The sequence below is a fragment of the Methylobacterium persicinum genome (assembly GCF_022179525.1).
Lineage (GTDB): Bacteria > Pseudomonadota > Alphaproteobacteria > Rhizobiales > Beijerinckiaceae > Methylobacterium > Methylobacterium persicinum.
This window is the reverse complement of record NZ_BPQX01000056.1, coordinates 1-20147: the sequence shown is the minus strand read 5'-3', so window position 1 is coordinate 20147 and position 20147 is coordinate 1. Positions and strand designations below refer to the sequence as shown.

Below are 20147 nucleotides of genomic sequence, written 5' to 3'. Positions count from 1 at the left end.
AGGCGATATGCAAGAAGATGCATGTCGGAGGGAAAATGGCCAAGTTTACGCTGGGCATCATGGCCGATGGCGATGACGAGCCCGTGCGCCGGATCGCGATCCAGGCCGGTGACGAATCCTCGGCGCAGTTCGAGGCCAACGCCGCCTACGAGAAGGTGCGCCGGGAATATCCCGATGCCACGGAACTCCACCTGATGGATGGGTTCGGACAAACCTGGAACCGGCCCGTCGCCGCGACGAGCGCCGGGGCTTGGACAGTCCTTCAGTAACACCCAACTCCCGACGCCCTGATTCTGGGGTCGAGAACGCCCGCCGGTCTACCGGCGGGCGTTTTTTCGTGGCCGGCGCGGAAGTCGTCCGCCGGTGTATCCCCCGAAAGGCCAGTCTTGACGCAGCGCGGTCGCGCCCAATTTGCCCCCACGCAAGCGTGGCCATACTGGCGAACGAGGTGGGGAATGGGGCAGGTGAAGGGACCGCGGCCGAAATCGGATCTTCAGGCCGTGCAGAAGAGAGCCGGAACCGAGTTGATCGACCGCATGGGCATCCGGACCGAGGCCGAGCGGGCGGAGATCATGATCCGGGAAGCCCGCAAGGCGCGCCTCGCGGCACAGGCGAAGGCCCTGGCCAAGGAAGGCGTCGACCAGGATTAGCCGGGCAAGCCGTCATCGGCAGTGCGATCCGGGCGCAGCGATCCGGTGACGCAACCCGGGAAGACGCCCCGCAGCCCTCACTCACTTCGCTGCGCTCGCGATGGCGGGCGGAGGGATGGGACTGCCCCGTTCCCTCCCGACCCTTCCCTCGTCCCGGGGTGCCGCGAAGCGCAGGCGTCGGCGGGGCACGGGTGACACGGGCGAAGGATGCGATAAGGCTCCGGCCGGTCGCCGGCCGGCTCGGCGGCAGGCGTCGTGGGGGGTGAGTGGGCATGGACCTGTTCGGTGGGGCTCTGAACGGAAACTCGCCCGACGATGTCGCCCACATCATCCAGGTCTCCCTGGCGCCGGCCTTTTTGCTCTCGGCCCTCGCCACGCTTCTGAACACGTTCTCGACGCGCCTCGCCCGGATCGCCGACAAGGTGAACGCCGCCGACCGGGATATGCGGACCGCGGACGATGCGGCGGCACGGGTCATCTCGGTGCGGCTCGCCTTCCTGCATCGGCGCTCCACGCTCCTCGACGCGGCGGTGGTGCTGGCCTGCCTCGGCGCGGGCCTGGTGCTGAGTTCGATCCTGACCCTCTATGTCGGCGCCCTGCGCGACGCGACGGCGGCCTCGGTGCTGTTCGCCTTGTTCGGCGCGGCCCTGGTCTTCACCATCGCCGCGATCTGCGCCTTCCTCGCGGAAATCCTGTTGGCCGGGCGCGGCGTGCGGGTCGAGGTGGCCCGCCAGCAGGACGCCGCCTCGAAGCGCAGCATAGGAGGGACCACGGCATCCGGGACGGGGCCCGTGCCACCCCTCCTTCAGGGTTGAAGCGAAGCGCAGAGGGAGCGCGTTGATCCCCGGCCTGCTATCAGCACGGTACCGCGCCGGGGGAACCGTCCCGGCGGCGCCGGTGCCCGAGGGAGACGAGTCGCATGGCGGTCGACGGCGCGCTGCGCGGGCGGCTCCGGCCGAACCTGCATCCGGCCGAAGCCTCGCTCGCATCCGTTCGGCTCGGTGAGCTCGCGGCGGCCCTCCCTCCGGGTTTCGTGACACCGCCGCTGCGCGACCTGCTGCTCGGGATCGCCGGCCATTCGCCCTTCCTCTGGGGGATCGTCGAGAAGGATCCGGCGCGGTTCGCCGCCCTCATGGAGCAATCGCCGGAGGCGGCCGGGGCCACCCTCGTCGCCCGCCAGAGGGGCGTGGGGGCCGGGTGCCGCAGCGACGCCGACCTGGCCGAGGTCGGCCGGCGCCTCCGGTCCAACCGGGCGGAACACGCCGTCCTCGTCGCCCTGGCGGATCTCGGCGGCGTCTGGGGACTCGGGGAGGTGACGAAGGCCCTGTCCGACTTCGCCGACGCCTCCGTGGCGGCGGCCCTCGACGCACTCCTGCTCCGGACCGCCGCCACGGGCCGCCTGGACCTGCAGGACCGAGAGGATCCGGCCCGGGAGTGCGGCCTCTTCGTCCTGGGTCTGGGAAAGCTTGGCGGCGGCGAACTCAACTACTCGAGCGACATCGACCTCGTGCTCTTCTACGACGCCGGGCGCGCCGCGGCGGCGGCAGGCGCCGAGGCCAAGGCGATATTGGTCAAGCTGGGGCAGGGCCTCGTGAAGCTCCTCTCCGAACGGCGGGCGGAGGGCTACGTCCACCGGGTGGATTACCGCCTGCGCCCCGATCCGGGATCCAGCGCGATCGCCCTCTCCACGGCCTACGCCTTCGACTACTATCAGACCGTCGGGCAGGACTGGGAGCGGGCGGCCTTCATCAAGGCCCGGCCCGTCGCTGGGGACATCCCGGCCGCCGACGCTTTCCTCGCCGACCTCAAGCCGTTCATCTGGCGCAGGCATTTCGATTTCGCGGCCATCGCCGAGATCCACGCCCTCAAGCGGCAGATCCATTCCGTGCGCGGCCACGAGGAGATCGCCGTCGCCGGCCACGACATCAAGATCGGCCGGGGCGGCATCCGCGAGATCGAGTTCTTCGCGCAGACGCAGCAACTGGTCTTCGGCGGCCGCCAGCCCGCCCTGCGCAGCCGCCGGACCCTGGAGACCCTGGACGGGCTGCACGGGGCAGGGTGGATCGACGGGGCAGCCCGGGACGAAATGAAGGCCGCCTACACCTTCCTCCGCACCGTGGAACACCGGCTGCAGATGATGCGGGACGAGCAGACGCAGCGCCTGCCCGCCGAGGCGGACGCGCTGGCCGCATTCGCGCGCTTCTGCGGCTTTCCCACGGGCACCGCGTTCGAAGAGGCGCTGATCGTTCATGCCCGCCGCGTCCAGGCCCATTACGCCTTGCTGTTCGAGCGGGGAGGGGATGCGGTCGCGGCCGACGGGTCGCTCGCCTTCGGCCCGATCGAGGCCGAGCCGGCGACCCTCACGGCCTTGACCGGGCTCGGCTTCCGGGAGCCCGTCCGGGCCTACGGGATCGTCCGGGACTGGCATCTCGGCCGTCACCCCGCCCTTCGCGGCGGACGCGCCCGCTCCATCCTGGCCGAGTTCCTGCCGGGCCTGCTGCGGGCGCTGGGCGGGACCCCGGAACCCGACGCGGCCCTGCTCACCCTCGACAGGGCCTTCTCCCGCATGCCCGCCGCGGGGGAACTTCTCGCGATCCTGCGCTCGCACGAGCGCCTGCGCATCCTCTTCGCCGACCTGCTCGGCGCATCCCCACGCCTCGCCGAGGCTGTGGGGCACAGCCCGCACATCCTCGACGCGGTGCTGGAGCCGGATTTCGTGGCGCCGGCGTCCGATCCCGATACCGTGCGCGGGCAATACCGGCCGCTCGTCGGCGACAGCGGGACCTACGAGGAATTCCTCGACCATTGCCGGGACGCGACCCGGCGCATGACCTTCGTCACCGGCGCACGCCTCGTCTCCGGCCTGATCACGCCGCGGCAGGCCGGGGAATCCTACACCGCCATCGCCGAGGCCGCGATTGGCCTGATCCTCGATCGGGAACTGCGGCGCTTCGCGGAGGATCACGGGCAGGTGCCGCGGGGCCGGTGCTGCGTCCTCGCCCTCGGGCGGCTGGGTTCGCGCCAGCTCACGGCCTCCTCGGACCTCGACCTCGTCGTCCTCTACGATTTCGACCCCGAGGACCGGACCAGCGACGGCCGCCAACCCGTGGATGCCGTCATCGCCTATAACCGCCTCGCCCAGCGCCTCGTCGCGGCACTGACCGTCCCGACCCGGCGCGGCCGGCTGTATCGGGTCGACCAGCGATTGCGCCCCCACGGCAGCCATTCGCCCCCCGCCGTGCAACTGCGGGGTTTCGTCGCCTACCACCGCGACGAGGCCGAGCCCTGGGAGCACATGGCGCTGACCCGGGCGCGGGCCGTGGCTGGAGACGCCACCCTCATGGCCGAGGTGACCGCGGCCATCGCGGCGCAGATCGCTTCGCCGCGCGATCCGGCCGCGGTCTGCGCCGAAGCCGGCGCGATGCGCAGCCTCGTGGCGCGAGAGCGGGGCATTGCCGGCCCCCACGACTTGAAGTTCGCACCGGGCGGGCTCTTCGACCTCGATTTCCTGGCCCAAGCGATCGTCCTGGCCGCCGGCCAGACCGACTGGATCGGGCGCGACGGCGGCACGGTGCTGCGCAGGGCGGGGGAGGGCGGGTTGATCCCGCAGGATCTCGCCGCGCCCCTGGCCGAGGCCTACGAGACCCTCGACGCCGTCTCGCATTGGCAGCGCCTGACCCTCGATGACCCGGCCAAGCCGCCGTCACCGAACGCGGCGCGGCAGATCGCCCGGGCGATGGGCCTACCCGACGCCCGCACCCTCGCCGCCGAGCTTCGCCAGCTCCGCCGGATGACAAGGTCCTCGCTGGTCGCGATCAGGGCGGCGGTGATGCCGCGATCTGGGAGGCCGCACGAGTAGGTTGAAGTCGCTTCCCCGGTCTCGTTCCCCCGCAAACAGGCCCTTGCGCAGGGTTGGCATGGCGGAGCAGATCGCTGAGAATTGCTCGAGATCCTGTTGGATCATACTCAAGTGAGGAAGGCCCAGGGGACGCTGAACACGGCTCGTGTTCCCCACCTCACATCCGCCGAACCGTGTATTACAGGCTGACCACTTTGCGCCCCACAACCGCGAAGCCCAAGCCTAAGGTTGCATCGCTGCGCCTTTTCAACGGGGAGGGCATTGGCTATGCGTCCTGCATCTCCGGCTGTGAGGGGAGCGGTGTGAGCACGGTTGGCACGCTTTAAGGCTTTTAAACCGCTGCCTCACCCGTCAAAACCATGTATTCGCTTACAATATGGTCCTTTTCCTCTTCAAGGAACGCGACGTGCTTGGGAAAATCGAGCTCTTCAAGCGCCAGAAACGGATCGCACGCGAAAAACGCATCGTCAAAAATAGTATCTTGTTCGATGCCGCGTATTACAAGAAACAGCATGGACTAAAAGGCGCCGTTGATACTGCCAAGCACTTCTGTACGATCGGATGGCGAAATCTCTTAAATCCATCACGACATTTCGATGTCGAGTTCTATCTCGCCACTTATTCCGATGTCGGAGCCAGGGGTGTCAATCCTTTAGTCCATTATTTAACTGACGGCGCGAAGGAAGGGAGGCGTCCGGTCGCGGAATTCGATGGTCTTGCCTTTAAGGCCGCTCACCCCGAACACGAGCATGATAACCCGGCTGAAGCCTGCATCGCCCGCTATGGAACTTACGACTGGAAAGACTTCCTTCCGATCCTGACGTCCCTTCCCAGGGCGGTCGTCGAGGCCTTCCGGCCATATTTCGATGAAGCATTCTACAAGTCGTTCAATGCCGACGTGCTCGGCAAGGAAAACGACTGCTACGATCACTTCATCAAACGAGGCCAGTACGAAAACCGGGATCCGGCCCCCGGCTTCGACATCCATGCATACCGCGGCAAGATCGCCGCGCAGACGGGACTGCTCGCCAATCCGATCTACCACTTCGTCAAGGTCGGGCTTGGACAGGGCGTACAGACACTGCCCGCGGATGCGATCGTCCTCGATTCCACCCCGGGCCATCGCGAAGAGCTGCCGCAGCTGACGCTCGGCGTCCATGCGCATTGCTACTATCCCGAGCTCATCACCGAGCTGCTCCCGCGCTTCCTCTCCTTCCCGCCTCGCACCCGCTTCGTCGCCACGGTGGTTTCCGAAGCGGATCGCGGCTTCATCGAGCAGGTTTGCAAGCGCGAGGCCTTTCCCTTCCCCCTCGACGTGCGGGTCGTCCCGAACCGGGGGCGGGATCTTGCGCCGTTCATCGTCGGCTGCCGCGACCTCTGGCTCGATTGCGACCTGCTGCTGCATGTCCATACCAAGAGGAGCCCGCACATCTCCTGGGGCGATGCGTGGCGGCGCTATCTCCTCGATCAGACGATGGGATCGCGGGGGCTCGTCGACGCCGTCCTGCGCCGGTTCACGGCGGAGCCGGACCTCGGCTGCCTCTACCCGCGGAACTACTGTGCAATCCGGCGTCACACGCTCAAGGCGTTCGACCAATCAGGGATCGGGCTCATCTTGAGCCACCTTGGTCAAGGGATGCCCGGCAGTGGGGCGACCGAATACCCCGCCGGATCGATGGCGTGGTACCGCACAGCGCCGCTCAGGCCCTTCGTGGAAGCCTTCGGCTCCCTGGCGCACTTCGAGGACGAGGCGCAACAGGTCGACGCGACCTTCGCCCACGCTCTCGAGCGCGGATTGCCCCTCGCGGTCAGGGCCGCCGGCAGCCGGGTGGTGAGCTACGTGACGCCGGTCCGCGTCGGACCGGCCTCATTGACGGGTTTGCCTGAGCGCGAGGATAGCGCTGCCGCCGTACCCGCCCGGTGGCACCGGGATACGCCGTGGATCGCCCGGCAAGCGCCCAAACCGCTCGCTCCTCTCTTCCGGACCTTCAATCCGCGAGCCCTCGACATCCACTGGATCCTGCCCTCCTTCGGCCCCGGCGCCGGGGGCCACATGACGATCTTCCGGATCGTAGAGCTCCTCGAACGCTTCGGACACCGGCAGACCCTGTGGCTGCAGAATGCGGTTCAGTTCAGAGACCAAGCCGAGGCCAAAAGGCGGATCCAGCAATGGTACCGGCCGGTCAGCGACCGCCTGCATGTGCGCTTCCTGCCGGAGGACGTCCGGGAACTGGCGGGAGACGTCCTGATCGCGACGGATTGCTGGACGGCGTTTCCGGCGGCTCAGACCACCAACTTCAAGGAACGATTTTACTTCGTTCAGGATCACGAGCCGAGCTTCCACCCGACCGGTGAGATGCAGCTCATCGCCGAGAGCACATACGAATTCGGCTTCCCGACCCTCTGCGCCGGGAGGTGGCTCGAGGGGCTGATGCGCGATCGCGGGCTCTGGGCCCGCAGCTGGGACCTCTGCGCCGATCACGACGTCTATTATCCTGGCACGCCGCGGGCGAGGGGCGACGACCCGGTGCGGATCGCCTTCTATGCCCGTCCGTATACGCCGCGCAGGGCAGTCGCCCTCGGCTTCGCAGCGTTCGAAGAGTTGCACCGCCGCGGGGTCCGGCTCCACGTCGAGCTGTTCGGTGAGGCGAACCTCAAGTTCGACTTCGCCTTCCCCCACACGCAGCACGGCATACTCACGCCCGCCGAACTCGCCGATCTGTATCGCGAGAGTGACCTCGGCGTGGTGTTCTCGACGACGAACTACTCGCTCATCCCCCTTGAGATGATGGCCTGCAACCTGCCGGTGGTGGAGATCGACGCGCCGAGCACCCGGGCGATCTTCAGGGGCGGGGAAGTCACCTTCACCAAGCAGGCGCCCTACCAGATCGCAGACGCCATCCAGTCGCTCATCGCGGATCCGGAGCGTCAGGCGCGGCAGGTTCGGCAGGGGCGCGCCTTCGTCGATCGCACCTCGTGGGAGACCAGCGCCCGGGCGATCGAGGCCGGCCTTCTCGAACGGCTCGACGAGATCGGCTGCACCCGGATCCCGCTCGACGCCCTCGCCAAGCCGGCGGTCCATGCGCCGCGGAAGGCGACCGTCTTCATCCCGACCTACAATGCCGGGCCGGATTTCCAGGGGGTCCTGAACGCCGTCACGCGGCAGGTCTGCGACTTCGCCTACGATGTCCTGATCATCGACAGCGGCTCCTCCGACGATACCCTGGACCGGGCGCGCCCATTCACGAGCCACAACCTGCACGTCGAGACGATCCCCAACGCTGAATTCCAGCACGGCCGGACGCGCAACCGCGGCATCGCCCAATCCGACGGCGAGTACGTGGCGATCCTCACGCAGGACGCATGCCCGAAGGATGAGCGCTGGCTTGCCAACCTGATCGCCGGGTTCAACAGGGGCCCGAAGGTGGCCGGCGTCATCGGGCGGCACGAGGCCTATCCCGCGCACGACGTCTTCACCAAGCGCGACATGACGGAGATGTTCGACGGTCTCGCCCTGCTTCCGGCGGTGACCGACCGCGAGATCGGACTGCCAAGTTACATCTATCCAGGCGGGCGCATGTGGCGCATGCTGATGCAGTTCTACTCCGACAATAACTCAGCCATATGGCGTGAGGCGTGGAAGATCATCCCCTATCCGGAGATCGCCTGGGGCGAGGATCAGGTCTGGGCCGACGAGATGCTGAGGGTCGGATTCCAGAAAGCCTACGTGGACGACGCCATTGTCTTCCACTCCCACGCCTTCGACCTGGAAAACCACACCAAGACGGCCACAACTGAGGGCCAGTTCTGGGGCCAGTATTTCGGATTCGACCTTCATCCCGATGCCACAGCAGCCATCGCCGCCATGGATGCCCGGGACCGGGCGTATGCCATCCGGGCAGGCGCTGACGCCACCGCACTCGAACACCGTCAGTTACTCAATCGAGCGACGGTCAACGGCCGCATTGCGGGATACCGGGCCTCTCAGACTTGAGATGACCGATCGCTATTCAGGAGAGCCGTTTCTAGGATCAAAAATACGAACTTTTTCCGGAATTCCGAAATATATCAAAGTCAGAGAAATTTTTGCCGCATTACGCTTTGTATCGATCATTATGACTATCACGCCCCGCGCTAACACGATAGCTATGCTACATTAATTCCAAATACAACAATCTTAAAGCGGCTTCGGAAGTCGTTGGATCGCGCGCATTTCATCTTTGCGAGCGGAGCGAAGCAATCCAGGGTAGCGGAACATCTCAGAACTGAGCGGATCCCTCGATTGCTTCGCTTCGCTCGCAATGACCGTGGTGATGGCGTGAACTAAGTTTCCAGGAAAGCGCCCTAAGGTCTTTGCAGGCGGTGAAGCTTGTCAAAAATCGTATTCCGTCAGAATGACCTAAATGTCGCCAGTTGGGCGGCCCCCCGGCTACCCCCGGACAACCAAAAGCCGAGGCCTCTCGCCCCGCTGCGGCTCGAAAAATCCCTTCGGCGACAGGGCGGCGACCTGCCGATCACTCGCTCTTGAGCGCCGGTGACGAAGGCAGCGACCGTCCGGTGGAGGACGATCGGTCCGCAGGGTGGCCCAATCTATAACAGACTCTTCTTTCCAATATTCCGTGACGGTCTTCCATTTAACTACAGGGCGATCGACAGCACATTGCCCCTTCGTCCCCACGTAGGGGCTAGCCCTAGCGAGCATCGGAGGGGCCGTATAGGGACCGTCCTGAGGGTTGTTTTTGCACCGCGATGGCCATAATGGGGGGCACGTCAAACCCCATTTGGACAGACAGCCTCATGCCTCATGTCGTGACAGGCGGCGCTGGTTTCGTCGCGGCAAACCTGATCCCGCGCCTGTTGGAGCTGGGTCATCGGGTCATCGCCGTCGACAACCTGATCCGTGGACAGCGCAAGTTCCTGGAGCCATTCATCTCCTCTGGGTCCGTGACGTTCGTCGAAGCCGACTGTTCTGACGTCGAGGCGCTGCGGACGGCACTGCTTCCGTCCGCCGAGGAAGGGCTTACTGACGTTTGGCACCTCGCCGCCAATTCGGATATTCCCGCGGGGGTTGCAGACCCCTATGTGGACCTTCAGCACACCTTCATGACCACCTTCTCCACGCTCGTCGTGATGAAGGAACTTGGCATCAAAAGGATCCACTTCGCATCGAGTTCGGCGATTTACGGCGACTTCAAGGACGCTCGCATCGCTGAGGATACCGCGCCCTACCGGCCGATCTCGAACTATGGGGCGATGAAGCTGGCGTCGGAAGCACAAATCTCAGCGGCAGCTGAGAACTTCCTCGAGCGGGCGAATGTCTTCCGGTTCCCGAACGTCGTCGGCGTGCCCGCAACACACGGCGTCATGCTCGACTTCATCCAGAAGCTCCGCAAAACCCCAGACCGATTGGATGTGCTTGGAAACGGAACACAGCAAAAGGCCTATCTGCATGTCGGAGACCTTGTTGAGGCTATGCTGTTCATTGCAGAAAAGGGCCCGGACAAACTAAACATCTTCAATATTGGGCCGAGTGACGACGGGGTTACTGTCCGCCATATCGCGGAAACTGTCCGCGATGTGGTGAACCCGAAGGCTGCCATTCAATACGGCGAGGGCAACCAGGGTTGGATCGGCGATGTGCCGCGCTTCCGCTACTGTGTCGATCGTTTAGCGGCCCTGGGATGGGCTCCCAGCATGGGTTCGTCCGAAGCCATTGAAAAGGCCGTTCGGGATATCGCAAAGCAGGAAGGGCTTTGATGTCTCTACAAGCGGTCATCCTCGCAGGCGGGAAGGGTACTCGCCTCCGCGAGCGTCTTCATGGCCGCCCGAAACCGCTGGTGGACGTCGACGGTATTCCGCTGCTGGAAAGGCAGTTGCGCCTCCTGGCGCAGAACGGGTTCAGCGAGGCGTTGATCCTCGTCAATCATGCCGCGGATCAGATCGAAGATTTCTGCCGCAGGGGCGACTTCGGCATTTCAGTGAAGACTTTGGATGATGGCGAGGCCAAGGGCACGGCCGGCGCCGTCCTCGCCGCCATGGATTCACTCCAGCCGGAGTTCCTTGTCGTCTACGGCGACACGCTGCTCGACGTCGATCTGGCGCGTTTCTGGGCCTTCCACGAACAAGGGAAGGCGACGGCGACCCTGTTCCTCCATCCCAACGACCATCCCTATGACTCGGACTTGGTCGAGGTTGACGGATCCGGTGACATCATCGGCTTTCACGCCTACCCCCACCCTGCCGACGCCATTCTTCCCAATCTCGTGAACGCGGCGCTCTATGTCGTCCGCCGGGATGCGCTCGAAGGCTGGGTCGGGGCAGCCCCGCCTCTGGATTTCGCAAAAGATCTTTTTCCTCGGATGGTGGAGAAAGGCGAGCGTCTGCGCGGCTACATCTCCTACGAATACATTAAGGACATTGGGACGCCGGCGAGGCTCGACAAGGCGGTGAAGCACCTGCGGACCGGGGCCGTCGAACGGGCGCGCCTATCACACGCGCAGCGAGTGGTCTTCTTCGACCGCGACGGGACGCTGAACGAATTGTCGGGCTACATCCGCAATCATGCCAGCCTTCGCCTCCTGCCGGGCGTCGCCGACGCAATCCGACGCCTCAACGATGCCGAATACCGCGTTGCCATTGCGACCAATCAACCCGTTATCGCCCGCGGTGAAGCGACACTGGACGATTTGCGTGCGATCCATAACAAGCTGGAGACCGAGCTTGGCCGGCACCGGGCATGGCTCGACCTGATCTTGTTTTGCCCCCACCACCCTCATGCCGGTTTCCCGGGTGAGGTGGCCGAACTTAAGATCGACTGCAATTGTCGCAAGCCCGGAACCGGCTTGGTGGACGAAGGACAAATCAGGCTGAATGCCGACATGTCCAAGTCCTGGTTTGTGGGGGACTCGACGGTCGACATGCAGACCGCCCAGCGCGCCGGCCTGCGATCCATCCTTGTTCGAACCGGCGAAGGGGGACGTGACGGACGTGTGCGTGCCAGCGCCAACATTATCGTTGCCGATGTTCCGGAAGCCGTCCGCTTCATCCTCGACGTCTGCCCGGCGCTGCAGGAGCGCCTGAGCCCACTCGCCACCCGGATCAGGCCGGGAGATATCGTCGTGATCGGCGGCCGGGCAGGACTGGGCAAGTCGACCATAGCCCACGTGCTGGCGTGGACGCTTGCCAACCAAGGCGTGACCCCTGCAATCCTCCAGTTGGATCGGTTCATCCGCAGCGCGTCGGATCGAGGCACCGGCAATGTGCTGAGCCGATACGACCTCACTCACGCTGGCGCCTTGATGCAGCCTTGGTTTGACCAACGGGCCACCACAACCGTCACGCTACCCTATTACGATCGGTTCTCGCAGGAACAACATCCAGCCAACGATTCGATGACGCTCACTCCTGAAACAGCGCTCATCATCGAAGGGGTCCCAGCCCTGGCGCTGCCGATCCCCAATGACCGACCGGACCGGCATACGATCCATCGGATCTGGGTGACCGGCGACGAGGCGGAGCGTCGGAAGCGCGTGATAGCGGCGATGATCGCGCGCGGCGATAGCCCCGAACAGGCGGAAACAACATACGAAAGACGCAAGGCCGATGAGGATTCCATAATAAACAATGGTGAAGCGCAGGCTGAACACCAACTCACACTCGACCATTTATTTCTAGTCGAGATGCCGAAAAACTAAACGAAACCCAACATTCTACGGGATTCTCGACATGCTGATGCAATCGTCTGATTATCTTACTCGGCTGACGGCGCTGCTCGCACAAGTCGATCGTTCGGAGTTCGACCGCGGCGTTGCCCTTGTGCGTGACGCTTGGATCTCGGGCCGACAAATCATCACCCTCGGCAACGGGGGAAGTGCCATGACGGCACTTCATTTTATGACTGACTGGACGAAGATGACGTTCCTTGCCCACGGCAAGCCGTTTCTCGGCCGCAGCCTTGTCGATAACATGGGCCTGATCACCGCCTATGCCAACGACTTATCTTATCAAGACGTGTTCAGCGCGCAGTTGCGCAATATCGCTGCGAAGAACGACCTCGTGATCGCGATTTCTGGGAGCGGTAATTCCGAGAACGTCATCCGCGCAATCGATGTCGCGAATGAGATGGGATGCCAAACCCTTGGCCTCTGTGGGTTCAGCGGCGGCCGGCTCAAGGAACGAGCGGCAAACGTCATTTGGGTCAATTCCAACGACATGCAGCTCGTCGAAGACGTTCATTCCGTGTTCGGCCATATCGTCATGCAGGCTCTTTGTCATGCAGAGGCATTACAGTAGACCTTCACGTTCTGATATGCGCCAGGATTATATGCTAAAGACCTGAGCCGCACGCGGGAAATTGGAGATGACGGGGGCGTATCTCAATGGAGGATATGGGCACCGGAAGAACTCCTACGCTCCTGTGAAGCGGCTGCTCAACAGCGCCAAAGAAAAGCGGCAACTTACGCGAGATCGAAGCAATTCGTCACAAGAACGACATTGCTTCGCATTCTCAATAAACGACAGCAGCGGCTGAAGGATTACGCCCTTTCCCCTTTCCTATGAACAGCCTGGAGCTGGGGGGGGGAGGCTGCCGATGGCATAGCACTCCTCTCGGTGTTGCGCGGCGACCAAGGGCGTTAGAGGCTACGAGGGGTTTCGGATGGCAGACTACAATACGAGAACCGACTGGCGAGAATTAAAGAGAGATCTGGACCGTTCAGAGCGGAAGCGGCAGCGTCTTGAGAAAGATTTCGTCGATCAAAAACAAGCCGACCGCCGACAGATCGACGACCTAATTCAAACTCGGGCGACACTTGCTGGTGAAGTCAACAGGTTGTCCGCTGAATTGGCGCGCCGCAGCGCGCATGCCGCAAACCTACTGGAGACGTTGCTCGAAACCAGGGCCGATCTTCCGCACCCTGCTACACCAAGCCTCCCCTCCAGATGGCAGGGACCGCTCCGGCGCAACGGACACAGCCGGACCCAACGCACACGCTTTGCTGAAGACCATGCCCTCATTGCAGCGTCCGACTTGTTCGATACTCGTTGGTATTTAACGCAATATCAAGATGTTCTGCACGCCAAAGTCGATTGCATACTGCATTATCTCGAATACGGCGCGCGCGAGGGCAGAGATCCGAATCCCCTGTTTTCGACTTCGTGGTATCTCTCGCAGAACCCGGACGTCGCAGCAGCCGGCGTCAATCCGCTGGTCCATTACATCAACTTCGGAGAGCGTGAAGGCCGCGCGCCGAGCCCCCATGTGACCCCGGAAGAGTTGAACGACTTTCGAGCTGTCGATGGAGGCGCCCCGCTGGCGCTTACTTTTCTGCTGAAGCAGTCGCCGGCGGCCAAGCTCGCGGCGTTGACTGCCGCAGCCCACACGCTCACTCCGCCACAGACGGTCGGACAGATTGCGAAGGGCGTCGCCTTTGCTGCATATGAACCGACGATATCTATCATTCTGCCAACTTACAATTCGCACCCGCGATTCCTCAGGGAGGCGATCGAATCTGTCCTGAATCAGACGTACTGGAAGTGGCAGCTCTGCATCGTCGATGATGGTTCGACCGAAACGGCATGCAAAGAGGTTCTTGCCGGCTACAACGGTACCGACCCACGCATCACAATTGTTTTCGCAGACAAGAACGGTGGCATTGCCGAGGCGTCGAACCAAGCGCTGAAGATGGCACAAGGCGAATACGTCGGATTCCTCGACCACGACGACGTCCTCGCTCAGAATGCCCTGCAAGAGGTGACGGAACTCCTCTCGGACCACCGCGATACCGATTTCGTCTATACCGATCACGCCATGATCAATGGCAGAAGCCGCTTTTTGCATCCAGCATACAAGCCCGGCTGGTCTCCGGAATTGTTTCTGGTGACGAACTATATTGTTCACTTCAAGGTTGTCCGCACTGAGATGATGCGGACGATCGGCGGGTTCCGGGCATCGACGTCCGTGATCCAAGATCTGGACGTAAGCCTACGTCTGTACGAGGCGGGGGCCAAAATTCGGCACATCCCACAAATTCTTTACTTCTGGCGAGAGCATGCCGGTTCTGTCGCCTCCGGGACGACTGCCAAGCCTGCGATCGAGAAGCTAGCTCTCCGGATCTATGATGAGCATCTGACCCGCCGGGGCTTACTGGCCCGGGCCGAATGGCCAATACCGTTCCAACAGATACGGGTGGGCGGGTACAAGCTTCGTTTTCCGGATTTCACCGAGCGCTGCGACATCATCGTGCTGTGCCGTGACGATGAAATCGATCTTGCGCGTCTCCAGGGCTTGGCTGAAGGCCCCGGCACGGAGCTACATGTCATTTTCCTTGGAAAGCCTGTTCCGGCTTCCGTGGCAGGGAGCACCGTACGGGCGAGCAGCGTGAACAATCAGGCCGCGCTCCATGCAACAATCCTAGAGACGGATGCCGAGCACCTCGTCTTCATACGCCCCGAGGCCCGTCCGATGACGGCCGATTGGCTGAAAGAGCTCGTTGGCTATCTCTCCCTCAGCGAAGATATCGGCGCCGTGGGTGGGAAGATCTTGAGCGACAGGCTCAAGGTCAAGGCTGGTGCGACGGTCCTGCTGGACAAACCGATGACGATGGATCGGGACGAGGCCGACTGCCGAGGGGGATATTGGTTTACCAATTGGATCGCCTCGAATGTCGAGGCCGTTTCCTCCGCCTTGCTGGCAACACGCACAGATGTTTTCCGTCGTGCGGGCGGCCTGCCCGTATTTGATTTCGGTGATGCGGCCGGTCTCGCTTTCTGCCTCGAACTCAGAAAACATGGCTTGCGTGTCGTCTACAATCCATGGAGCCGCGTCGTAGACCGCGCTCGAATTGATACCCCGACGGATCTTCAGAACATTCTACAAAAGCGCTTTGGAGATGACGCTAAAAAAGACCGCTACTATAATCCGAACTTTAGTCGGTCTTACCCGCATCTCGTTTCTAGTCCAAGCAACGTCGCTTGAGTGTTCCCACCGGGATTGCCGCCGCTATGAAAATTAACTTCGTGATGCCGCCAATCGCCTCCATATCGGGCGGGCCTTTGGCAATCCTGGAATATGCCAACCGCTTCCTGGAAGCAGGACATGTTGTGAGTATCACAACCTATCCGGATACGAACTGGAGCGGTGACAATCCCTACCCCTGGTTCAAATTCAAGGGCGAACTTCACTACAAGCGGCTTCGCGGTCTACAGCTTGGTCCGGAACAAGGTCTCGACCTGAGCAAGATTGATCGTTCCGACCTCCAGCGGCTCTCGGATGCGATTTCGATCACTCTTGGGCCTTCAGCGCTCCGGGAGCTTGTCCTCTCAAGCTCTGCCAACGTACCCAACAAAATGGCCCTCTCGACCGTGGTCGATGAAGCCCTGAACTGGCTTTATACGATGGAGGTCATGCCGGACTGCGACATCAACATCGCGACATTCTGGAGCACGGCTTTCCCCGTATACTTCTCCGGGAAGGGCAAGCCAGTATTCTTCATGCAGCACCTCGAAGAGGTCTTTTATCCGATACAGAATGACCTCCTTTTGAACAAAATTTTGGCTCGAAGTGCCTATTCATTGCCACTGTTTAAGATCGCCAATTCGTCTTGGCTTCGTGACCAGATCAAGTTGCGCTACGGGCAGAATGTGCCGTTCTCGACCAACGCCATTGAGATTGGGGATTTCAACCCGCGTCCGAAGACGAGCGAGACGGATGGCGTAATCCGGCTCGTGACGTATGCCCGGCCGGAAGATTGGAAGGGCTTCGCCGACGCCGTGGCGGCAGTCTCACAGGCCCGGTCTCGGCTGGGCGGCAAGTTGCAATGGAACGTGTTTGGATACAAGCATCCGGTTCTCACGGAACAGAACGCCTACGCGCCTTACGTCTACCACCCCAAGCTGTCATTCGCGGCACTGGCGGATCTCTATGCCACCAGTGACATCGCGCTCTGCCCCTCGTGGTACGAGAGTTTCCCCCTGCCTCCGCTCGAGGCCATGGCCAGTGGGACAGCGACGATCACCACCGGGGCTGGCACGGAAGACTATGCGTTCGATGGAGACAATGCCTGGGTCGTCGGTTCGCGAGATACCACGGCGATGGCCGATGCGATCTGCCGCCTCGCCACCGATCCGTCGCTCCGGAGCAAATTGGCCACCAACGGACGCAAGACCGCTGAACGCTATACGTGGAGCCGAGCCGCTTCAGAGCGCGAGGCGCTCTTGTTGGACATCCACGAAGGTCGAATTGCCTATAATCCGAACCAGGGCATCAGCGCCGGCCTCGCCGATGTCAACGGCATCGCTTTCGAGAGGGCGCCGCTCGATATCACTGACCACCGAGAAGGCTTATACTGGAACCATGGCGCGTTGTTCCTCTTCAAGGACGGGGTGCGCCATCACGTCACCGAAGGCGATCTCATTCCGCTTTTGATTGAGCGTGGTTACGGGTACGTCGATGTGAGCGATCTAGATGCGATTCGCATCCCTGCGGGACGGCCGATCTGCACACCATCTGATATCCATTGAAGTTGAGGCAACATGACTTTCGAGTATGCAATTCTTGGCGGAGGCGTTGCTGGCCTATCGCTATCCAGCTTTCTCGATGGAAAGGCCGTCGTCCTCGAACGTCAGGACACTGTCGGCGGACTGAGCCGTAGCTACAGCATGAATGGTGTAGACTATGATATCGGCCCCCACATCATATTTTCGAAGAACAAAGAAGTGCTCGATCTCCACTCGACGATGGTGGAGACCAATAAAATCCGCAGGTCCAATCAGATCGTTTTCAAGGGACGATATGTAAAGTACCCGTTCGAGAACGATCTGGCAGCACTTGAGCCGACGGATCGCGATTACTGTCTGCAGGAATTTCTCAATAATCCGTACGAAAATTATCATGGCAGCAATATGCTGCAGTTTTTCCTGAGCGTATTCGGCGAAGGTATCACGCACCTTTATCTCCAGCCTTACAATGAAAAGATCTGGAAATTCGATCCTTCTTGCATGGATACGCAGATGGTCGAGCGTATTCCGAAGCCGCCGCGCGAGGATGTGATCGCATCGGCCCAAGGCGTCGCGACGGAGGGGTATACCCACCAGCTCTACTACCATTATCCAGCGAAGGGCGGATTCCAGACCCTTGTAAACGAGTATAAGGATCGAGCTGAGGCCAAAGGACAGGATGTGCGCACCAGCGTCAACGTGCGCAGCCTGGAGAAGCAACCAAATGGTTGGAAGATCACGACAGATACCGACGAGGTCTACGCCAAGCAACTTATCAATTGCATCCCGATCCACGAGCTGTTCAAGCTGCTCTCACCTCCGGCCGAGATTAAGAGCACCCTGGACCGTCTCCTCTACAATTCTATCTATATCGTTATGGTGCAGGTGAAGAAGGATACGATCGGAGAGCACTTCGCGCTGTATGTCCCGGATAAAGACGTGGTGTTTCACCGTCTGTCCAAGCTGAATTACTTGGGTGAGAGCTACTGTCTTCCTGATGGGGGCAGCACCCTAATGGCAGAGGTGACATTCCGTCCAAACAGCTACCTGGCAACTTTGTCGGAGGCCGATATCGTCGATCAAGTTATCGACGGGCTTGTCAAGGTTGGGTTCATCGAGCGGGAGGATATCCTCGACACTCAGGTGAAGGTTGAGCGGTATGCGTATGTCATCTACGACCTCGACCACCGTAAGAACGTGGATGTGCTGCTATCCTACTTGGAAGAGCAGGGGATTCGATCGGCGGGCCGCTTCGCAGAGTTCGAGTATCTCAATACGGACGGCGTCGTGGAGCGGACACTTAAGCTGGCCCGGTCCCTGAATGCATCCACTCCGGCCGATTAACCGCAGCGCCTCCATCCTTTGAGCGAGACACATCCGCAATGATCATTAGCCGGACCCCATTGAGGATGAGCTTCGTCGGCGGCGGTAGCGATATGCCAGAGTTCTACCGTCGCCACGGGGGCGCAGTTCTCAGCACGGCCATCGACAAGTACATCTACGTCAACATCAATCAGAAGTTCGATGGCGGCATCCGGCTGGGATACTCCAAGAACGAGGAGGTGGATTCGGTCGATCAGATCGAACATCGCCTCGTTCGTGCGGCCTTCGAGTGCCTCAATATCAAAGGCGGCGTCGAGATCACGACCATCGCCGACATTCCCTCCCGCGGGACGGGACTGGGCTCGTCCAGCTCGTTCACCGTGGGCCTTCTGAACGCGGTTTCGGCCTATCAGGGACGCCACATTTCGGCAGACGATCTCGGGCGGATGAGCTGCGAGATTGAGATTGATCGCTGCGGCGAGCCGATCGGAAAGCAGGACCAATATGCGGCAGCCTATGGTGGCTTCAACCTGATCGAGTTCAAAGCCGACGAAAGCGTCCTCGTTACGCCCGTCATTATGCCACGGGACGTTCGGACGAAACTGGAAGAGAGCATTCTGGTCTTCTACACTGGCATCACACGCAGTGCATCGAAGATTCTCAAAGAACAATCCGACGCCGTCGTCAGCGATCACGCAAAGCGTAGCACGTTGATCCGGATGGTAGAGTTAGCCTACCATTTGAGAGACGAACTGCAGGCCGGAAACCTTGAGAGTTTTGGTGACATTCTTCATGACAATTGGAACTTGAAGAAAACGCTGTCGAACGGCGTGAGTTCCGCAGAAATCGATGATTGGTACGAGACTGGCAGAAGAGCAGGCGCGGTCGGCGGCAAAATTCTCGGTGCGGGCTCCGGCGGGTTTCTGATGTTCTACGCGCCCCCGGAGCACCACTCGGCTATCAAGCAATCGCTGCATATGCTGCGTAGCTGCCAATTCCGGTTCGATGCCCTCGGAAGTCGCATTATTTTCTACAATCCCACCGCCCTCTCCTAAGCGAAGGGAAAACGAGGTGACTGCGGAGCTTCGCGCAGTTGCTGCGCTCCACGCCTCGTCTCAGTGTTAGACTTGATGGATTTCCCATGGCGTTGGCCTTCGAGAGGACGGAGGCCAAGGGCGGGCGTCGCACCTCGCAGCGCTTGCTGGTTGTGGGGCGACGCCGCAGCTCAACCTATTGTGGTGGGGCGGCTTGGTTCAGAGGCGAACAGCACGCCGACTGGGTGATCCCTGCGCATGACGTAGAGGTCGCCGTCAACGCGTTCGGGAAAGAACCCTGCCCATTCGAGCCAGTCCATCGCTTGGGCATCTGCGGTGACAGTGACGCGCCCGCCCAGGGGCATCTTGAGCAGATCCTCGACCTTCATCACTCCACCTGTCGGTCAGACTCATCCGTTCAGATAACGGGATTGCCCGGGTGCAGTTCCGGTGCTCAAAGTCGTTCCCTTAACCCGACGCCGATCCCATCATCCAAGCCGGCATCCTGAATCGCTCCGTCGAACTCATCTCGAGCGCTTTGGTTCGCCGCACGAATGGCAGCCAAGGCGTCTTCCAGGCTCATCGAGCCTTTCGCCTCGCCGTTCAGGTTCAAGGTTACGCCAGAACCCGCCGTCTCAATGATGGCCTTCATGATTGAACTCCGCATTACTGCTTATTGCGCTTCGATTGACCAAATCGAACTGGTCTAACTGTCAATTGATTTTGCTTTTTGTCTGGCTGGTGGCCACTGAGCACGGTGCGCATCCGGCGAAGGCCGCCTTGTTT

15 protein-coding genes are annotated in these 20147 nt (G+C 61.5%); 12 read left to right on the top strand and 3 right to left on the bottom strand.

Annotated elements, in window-relative coordinates; genetic code table 11:
- Positions 1-35 precede the first annotated feature (35 nt).
- The 4 genes from MFF22_RS21380 (at position 36) to MFF22_RS21365 (ending at position 4509) form a co-directional block, all read left to right on the top strand.
- Positions 36-269 carry a hypothetical protein gene (locus MFF22_RS21380; protein WP_238252573.1) on the top strand — a complete coding sequence of 78 codons (234 nt, stop codon included), beginning with the start codon at positions 36-38 and terminating at the stop codon, positions 267-269.
- 231 nt (positions 270-500) lie between these two features.
- On the top strand, positions 501-650 hold the full coding sequence (locus tag MFF22_RS21375; protein WP_238252572.1) for a hypothetical protein: 150 nt from the start codon (positions 501-503) through the stop codon (positions 648-650).
- 272 nt (positions 651-922) lie between these two features.
- Positions 923-1465, top strand: coding sequence for a DUF2721 domain-containing protein (locus MFF22_RS21370; protein WP_238252570.1), 543 nt, complete (start codon positions 923-925; stop codon positions 1463-1465).
- Between the two features lie 104 nt (positions 1466-1569).
- On the top strand, positions 1570-4509 hold the full coding sequence (locus MFF22_RS21365) for a bifunctional [glutamine synthetase] adenylyltransferase/[glutamine synthetase]-adenylyl-L-tyrosine phosphorylase (RefSeq protein WP_238252568.1): 2940 nt from the start codon (positions 1570-1572) through the stop codon (positions 4507-4509).
- A gap of 331 nt (positions 4510-4840) precedes the next feature.
- On the opposite strand, the gene MFF22_RS21360 is transcribed toward MFF22_RS21365, so the two are convergent.
- A complete protein-coding gene (locus MFF22_RS21360) occupies positions 4841-5023 on the bottom strand; it encodes a hypothetical protein (RefSeq protein ID WP_238252567.1) in 183 nt (60 codons plus the stop codon).
- A 384-nt stretch (positions 5024-5407) separates the two neighbouring features.
- On the opposite strand from MFF22_RS21360, the gene MFF22_RS21355 reads away from it, so the two are divergent.
- From MFF22_RS21355 to MFF22_RS21320, 8 genes are all read left to right on the top strand, one after another.
- A complete protein-coding gene (locus MFF22_RS21355) occupies positions 5408-8503 on the top strand; it encodes a rhamnosyltransferase WsaF family glycosyltransferase (RefSeq protein WP_238252566.1) in 3096 nt (1031 codons plus the stop codon).
- Between the two features lie 803 nt (positions 8504-9306).
- On the top strand, positions 9307-10266 hold the full coding sequence (locus tag MFF22_RS21350; protein WP_238252565.1) for an NAD-dependent epimerase/dehydratase family protein: 960 nt from the start codon (positions 9307-9309) through the stop codon (positions 10264-10266).
- Positions 10266-12203, top strand: a complete 1938-nt coding sequence (locus MFF22_RS21345; RefSeq protein WP_238252564.1) for an HAD-IIIA family hydrolase — start codon at positions 10266-10268, stop codon at positions 12201-12203. Before MFF22_RS21350 ends, MFF22_RS21345 begins: the two co-directional genes overlap by 1 nt.
- Positions 12204-12234: 31 nt before the next feature.
- Entirely contained in the window at positions 12235-12801 is a 567-nt protein-coding gene (locus MFF22_RS21340) for an SIS domain-containing protein (RefSeq protein ID WP_238252563.1), read from the top strand.
- Between the two features lie 364 nt (positions 12802-13165).
- Positions 13166-15484, top strand: coding sequence for a glycosyltransferase family 2 protein (locus MFF22_RS21335; protein ID WP_238252561.1), 2319 nt, complete (start codon positions 13166-13168; stop codon positions 15482-15484).
- Positions 15481-17028, top strand: a complete 1548-nt coding sequence (locus MFF22_RS21330) for a glycosyltransferase family 4 protein (RefSeq protein ID WP_238252559.1) — start codon at positions 15481-15483, stop codon at positions 17026-17028. Before MFF22_RS21335 ends, MFF22_RS21330 begins: the two co-directional genes overlap by 4 nt.
- Before the next feature lie 12 nt (positions 17029-17040).
- Entirely contained in the window at positions 17041-18348 is a 1308-nt protein-coding gene (locus MFF22_RS21325; RefSeq protein WP_238252558.1) for a protoporphyrinogen/coproporphyrinogen oxidase, read from the top strand.
- Between the two features lie 65 nt (positions 18349-18413).
- Positions 18414-19382: a GHMP family kinase ATP-binding protein gene (locus MFF22_RS21320; protein ID WP_238252556.1), complete on the top strand. Its 969-nt coding sequence runs from the start codon at positions 18414-18416 to the stop codon at positions 19380-19382.
- 170 nt (positions 19383-19552) lie between these two features.
- Here MFF22_RS21320 and MFF22_RS21315 read toward each other — a convergent pair whose 3' ends face one another.
- Entirely contained in the window at positions 19553-19750 is a 198-nt protein-coding gene (locus MFF22_RS21315; RefSeq protein WP_238252554.1) for a hypothetical protein, read from the bottom strand.
- A 65-nt stretch (positions 19751-19815) separates the two neighbouring features.
- Entirely contained in the window at positions 19816-20013 is a 198-nt protein-coding gene (locus tag MFF22_RS21310) for a hypothetical protein (protein WP_238252553.1), read from the bottom strand.
- Positions 20014-20147 lie beyond the last annotated feature (134 nt).

Coding starts and splice junctions, on each gene's coding strand:
- MFF22_RS21380 (WP_238252573.1), top strand. CDS start 36: ATGGCCAAGTTTACGCTGGGCATCATGGCCGATGGCGATGACGAGCCC.
- MFF22_RS21370 (WP_238252570.1), top strand. CDS start 923: ATGGACCTGTTCGGTGGGGCTCTGAACGGAAACTCGCCCGACGATGTC.
- MFF22_RS21365 (WP_238252568.1), top strand. CDS start 1,570: ATGGCGGTCGACGGCGCGCTGCGCGGGCGGCTCCGGCCGAACCTGCAT.
- MFF22_RS21360 (WP_238252567.1), bottom strand. CDS start 5,023: ATGCTGTTTCTTGTAATACGCGGCATCGAACAAGATACTATTTTTGAC.
- MFF22_RS21350 (WP_238252565.1), top strand. CDS start 9,307: ATGCCTCATGTCGTGACAGGCGGCGCTGGTTTCGTCGCGGCAAACCTG.
- MFF22_RS21345 (WP_238252564.1), top strand. CDS start 10,266: ATGTCTCTACAAGCGGTCATCCTCGCAGGCGGGAAGGGTACTCGCCTC.
- MFF22_RS21340 (WP_238252563.1), top strand. CDS start 12,235: ATGCTGATGCAATCGTCTGATTATCTTACTCGGCTGACGGCGCTGCTC.
- MFF22_RS21335 (WP_238252561.1), top strand. CDS start 13,166: ATGGCAGACTACAATACGAGAACCGACTGGCGAGAATTAAAGAGAGAT.
- MFF22_RS21325 (WP_238252558.1), top strand. CDS start 17,041: ATGACTTTCGAGTATGCAATTCTTGGCGGAGGCGTTGCTGGCCTATCG.
- MFF22_RS21320 (WP_238252556.1), top strand. CDS start 18,414: ATGAGCTTCGTCGGCGGCGGTAGCGATATGCCAGAGTTCTACCGTCGC.
- MFF22_RS21315 (WP_238252554.1), bottom strand. CDS start 19,750: ATGAAGGTCGAGGATCTGCTCAAGATGCCCCTGGGCGGGCGCGTCACT.
- MFF22_RS21310 (WP_238252553.1), bottom strand. CDS start 20,013: ATGAAGGCCATCATTGAGACGGCGGGTTCTGGCGTAACCTTGAACCTG.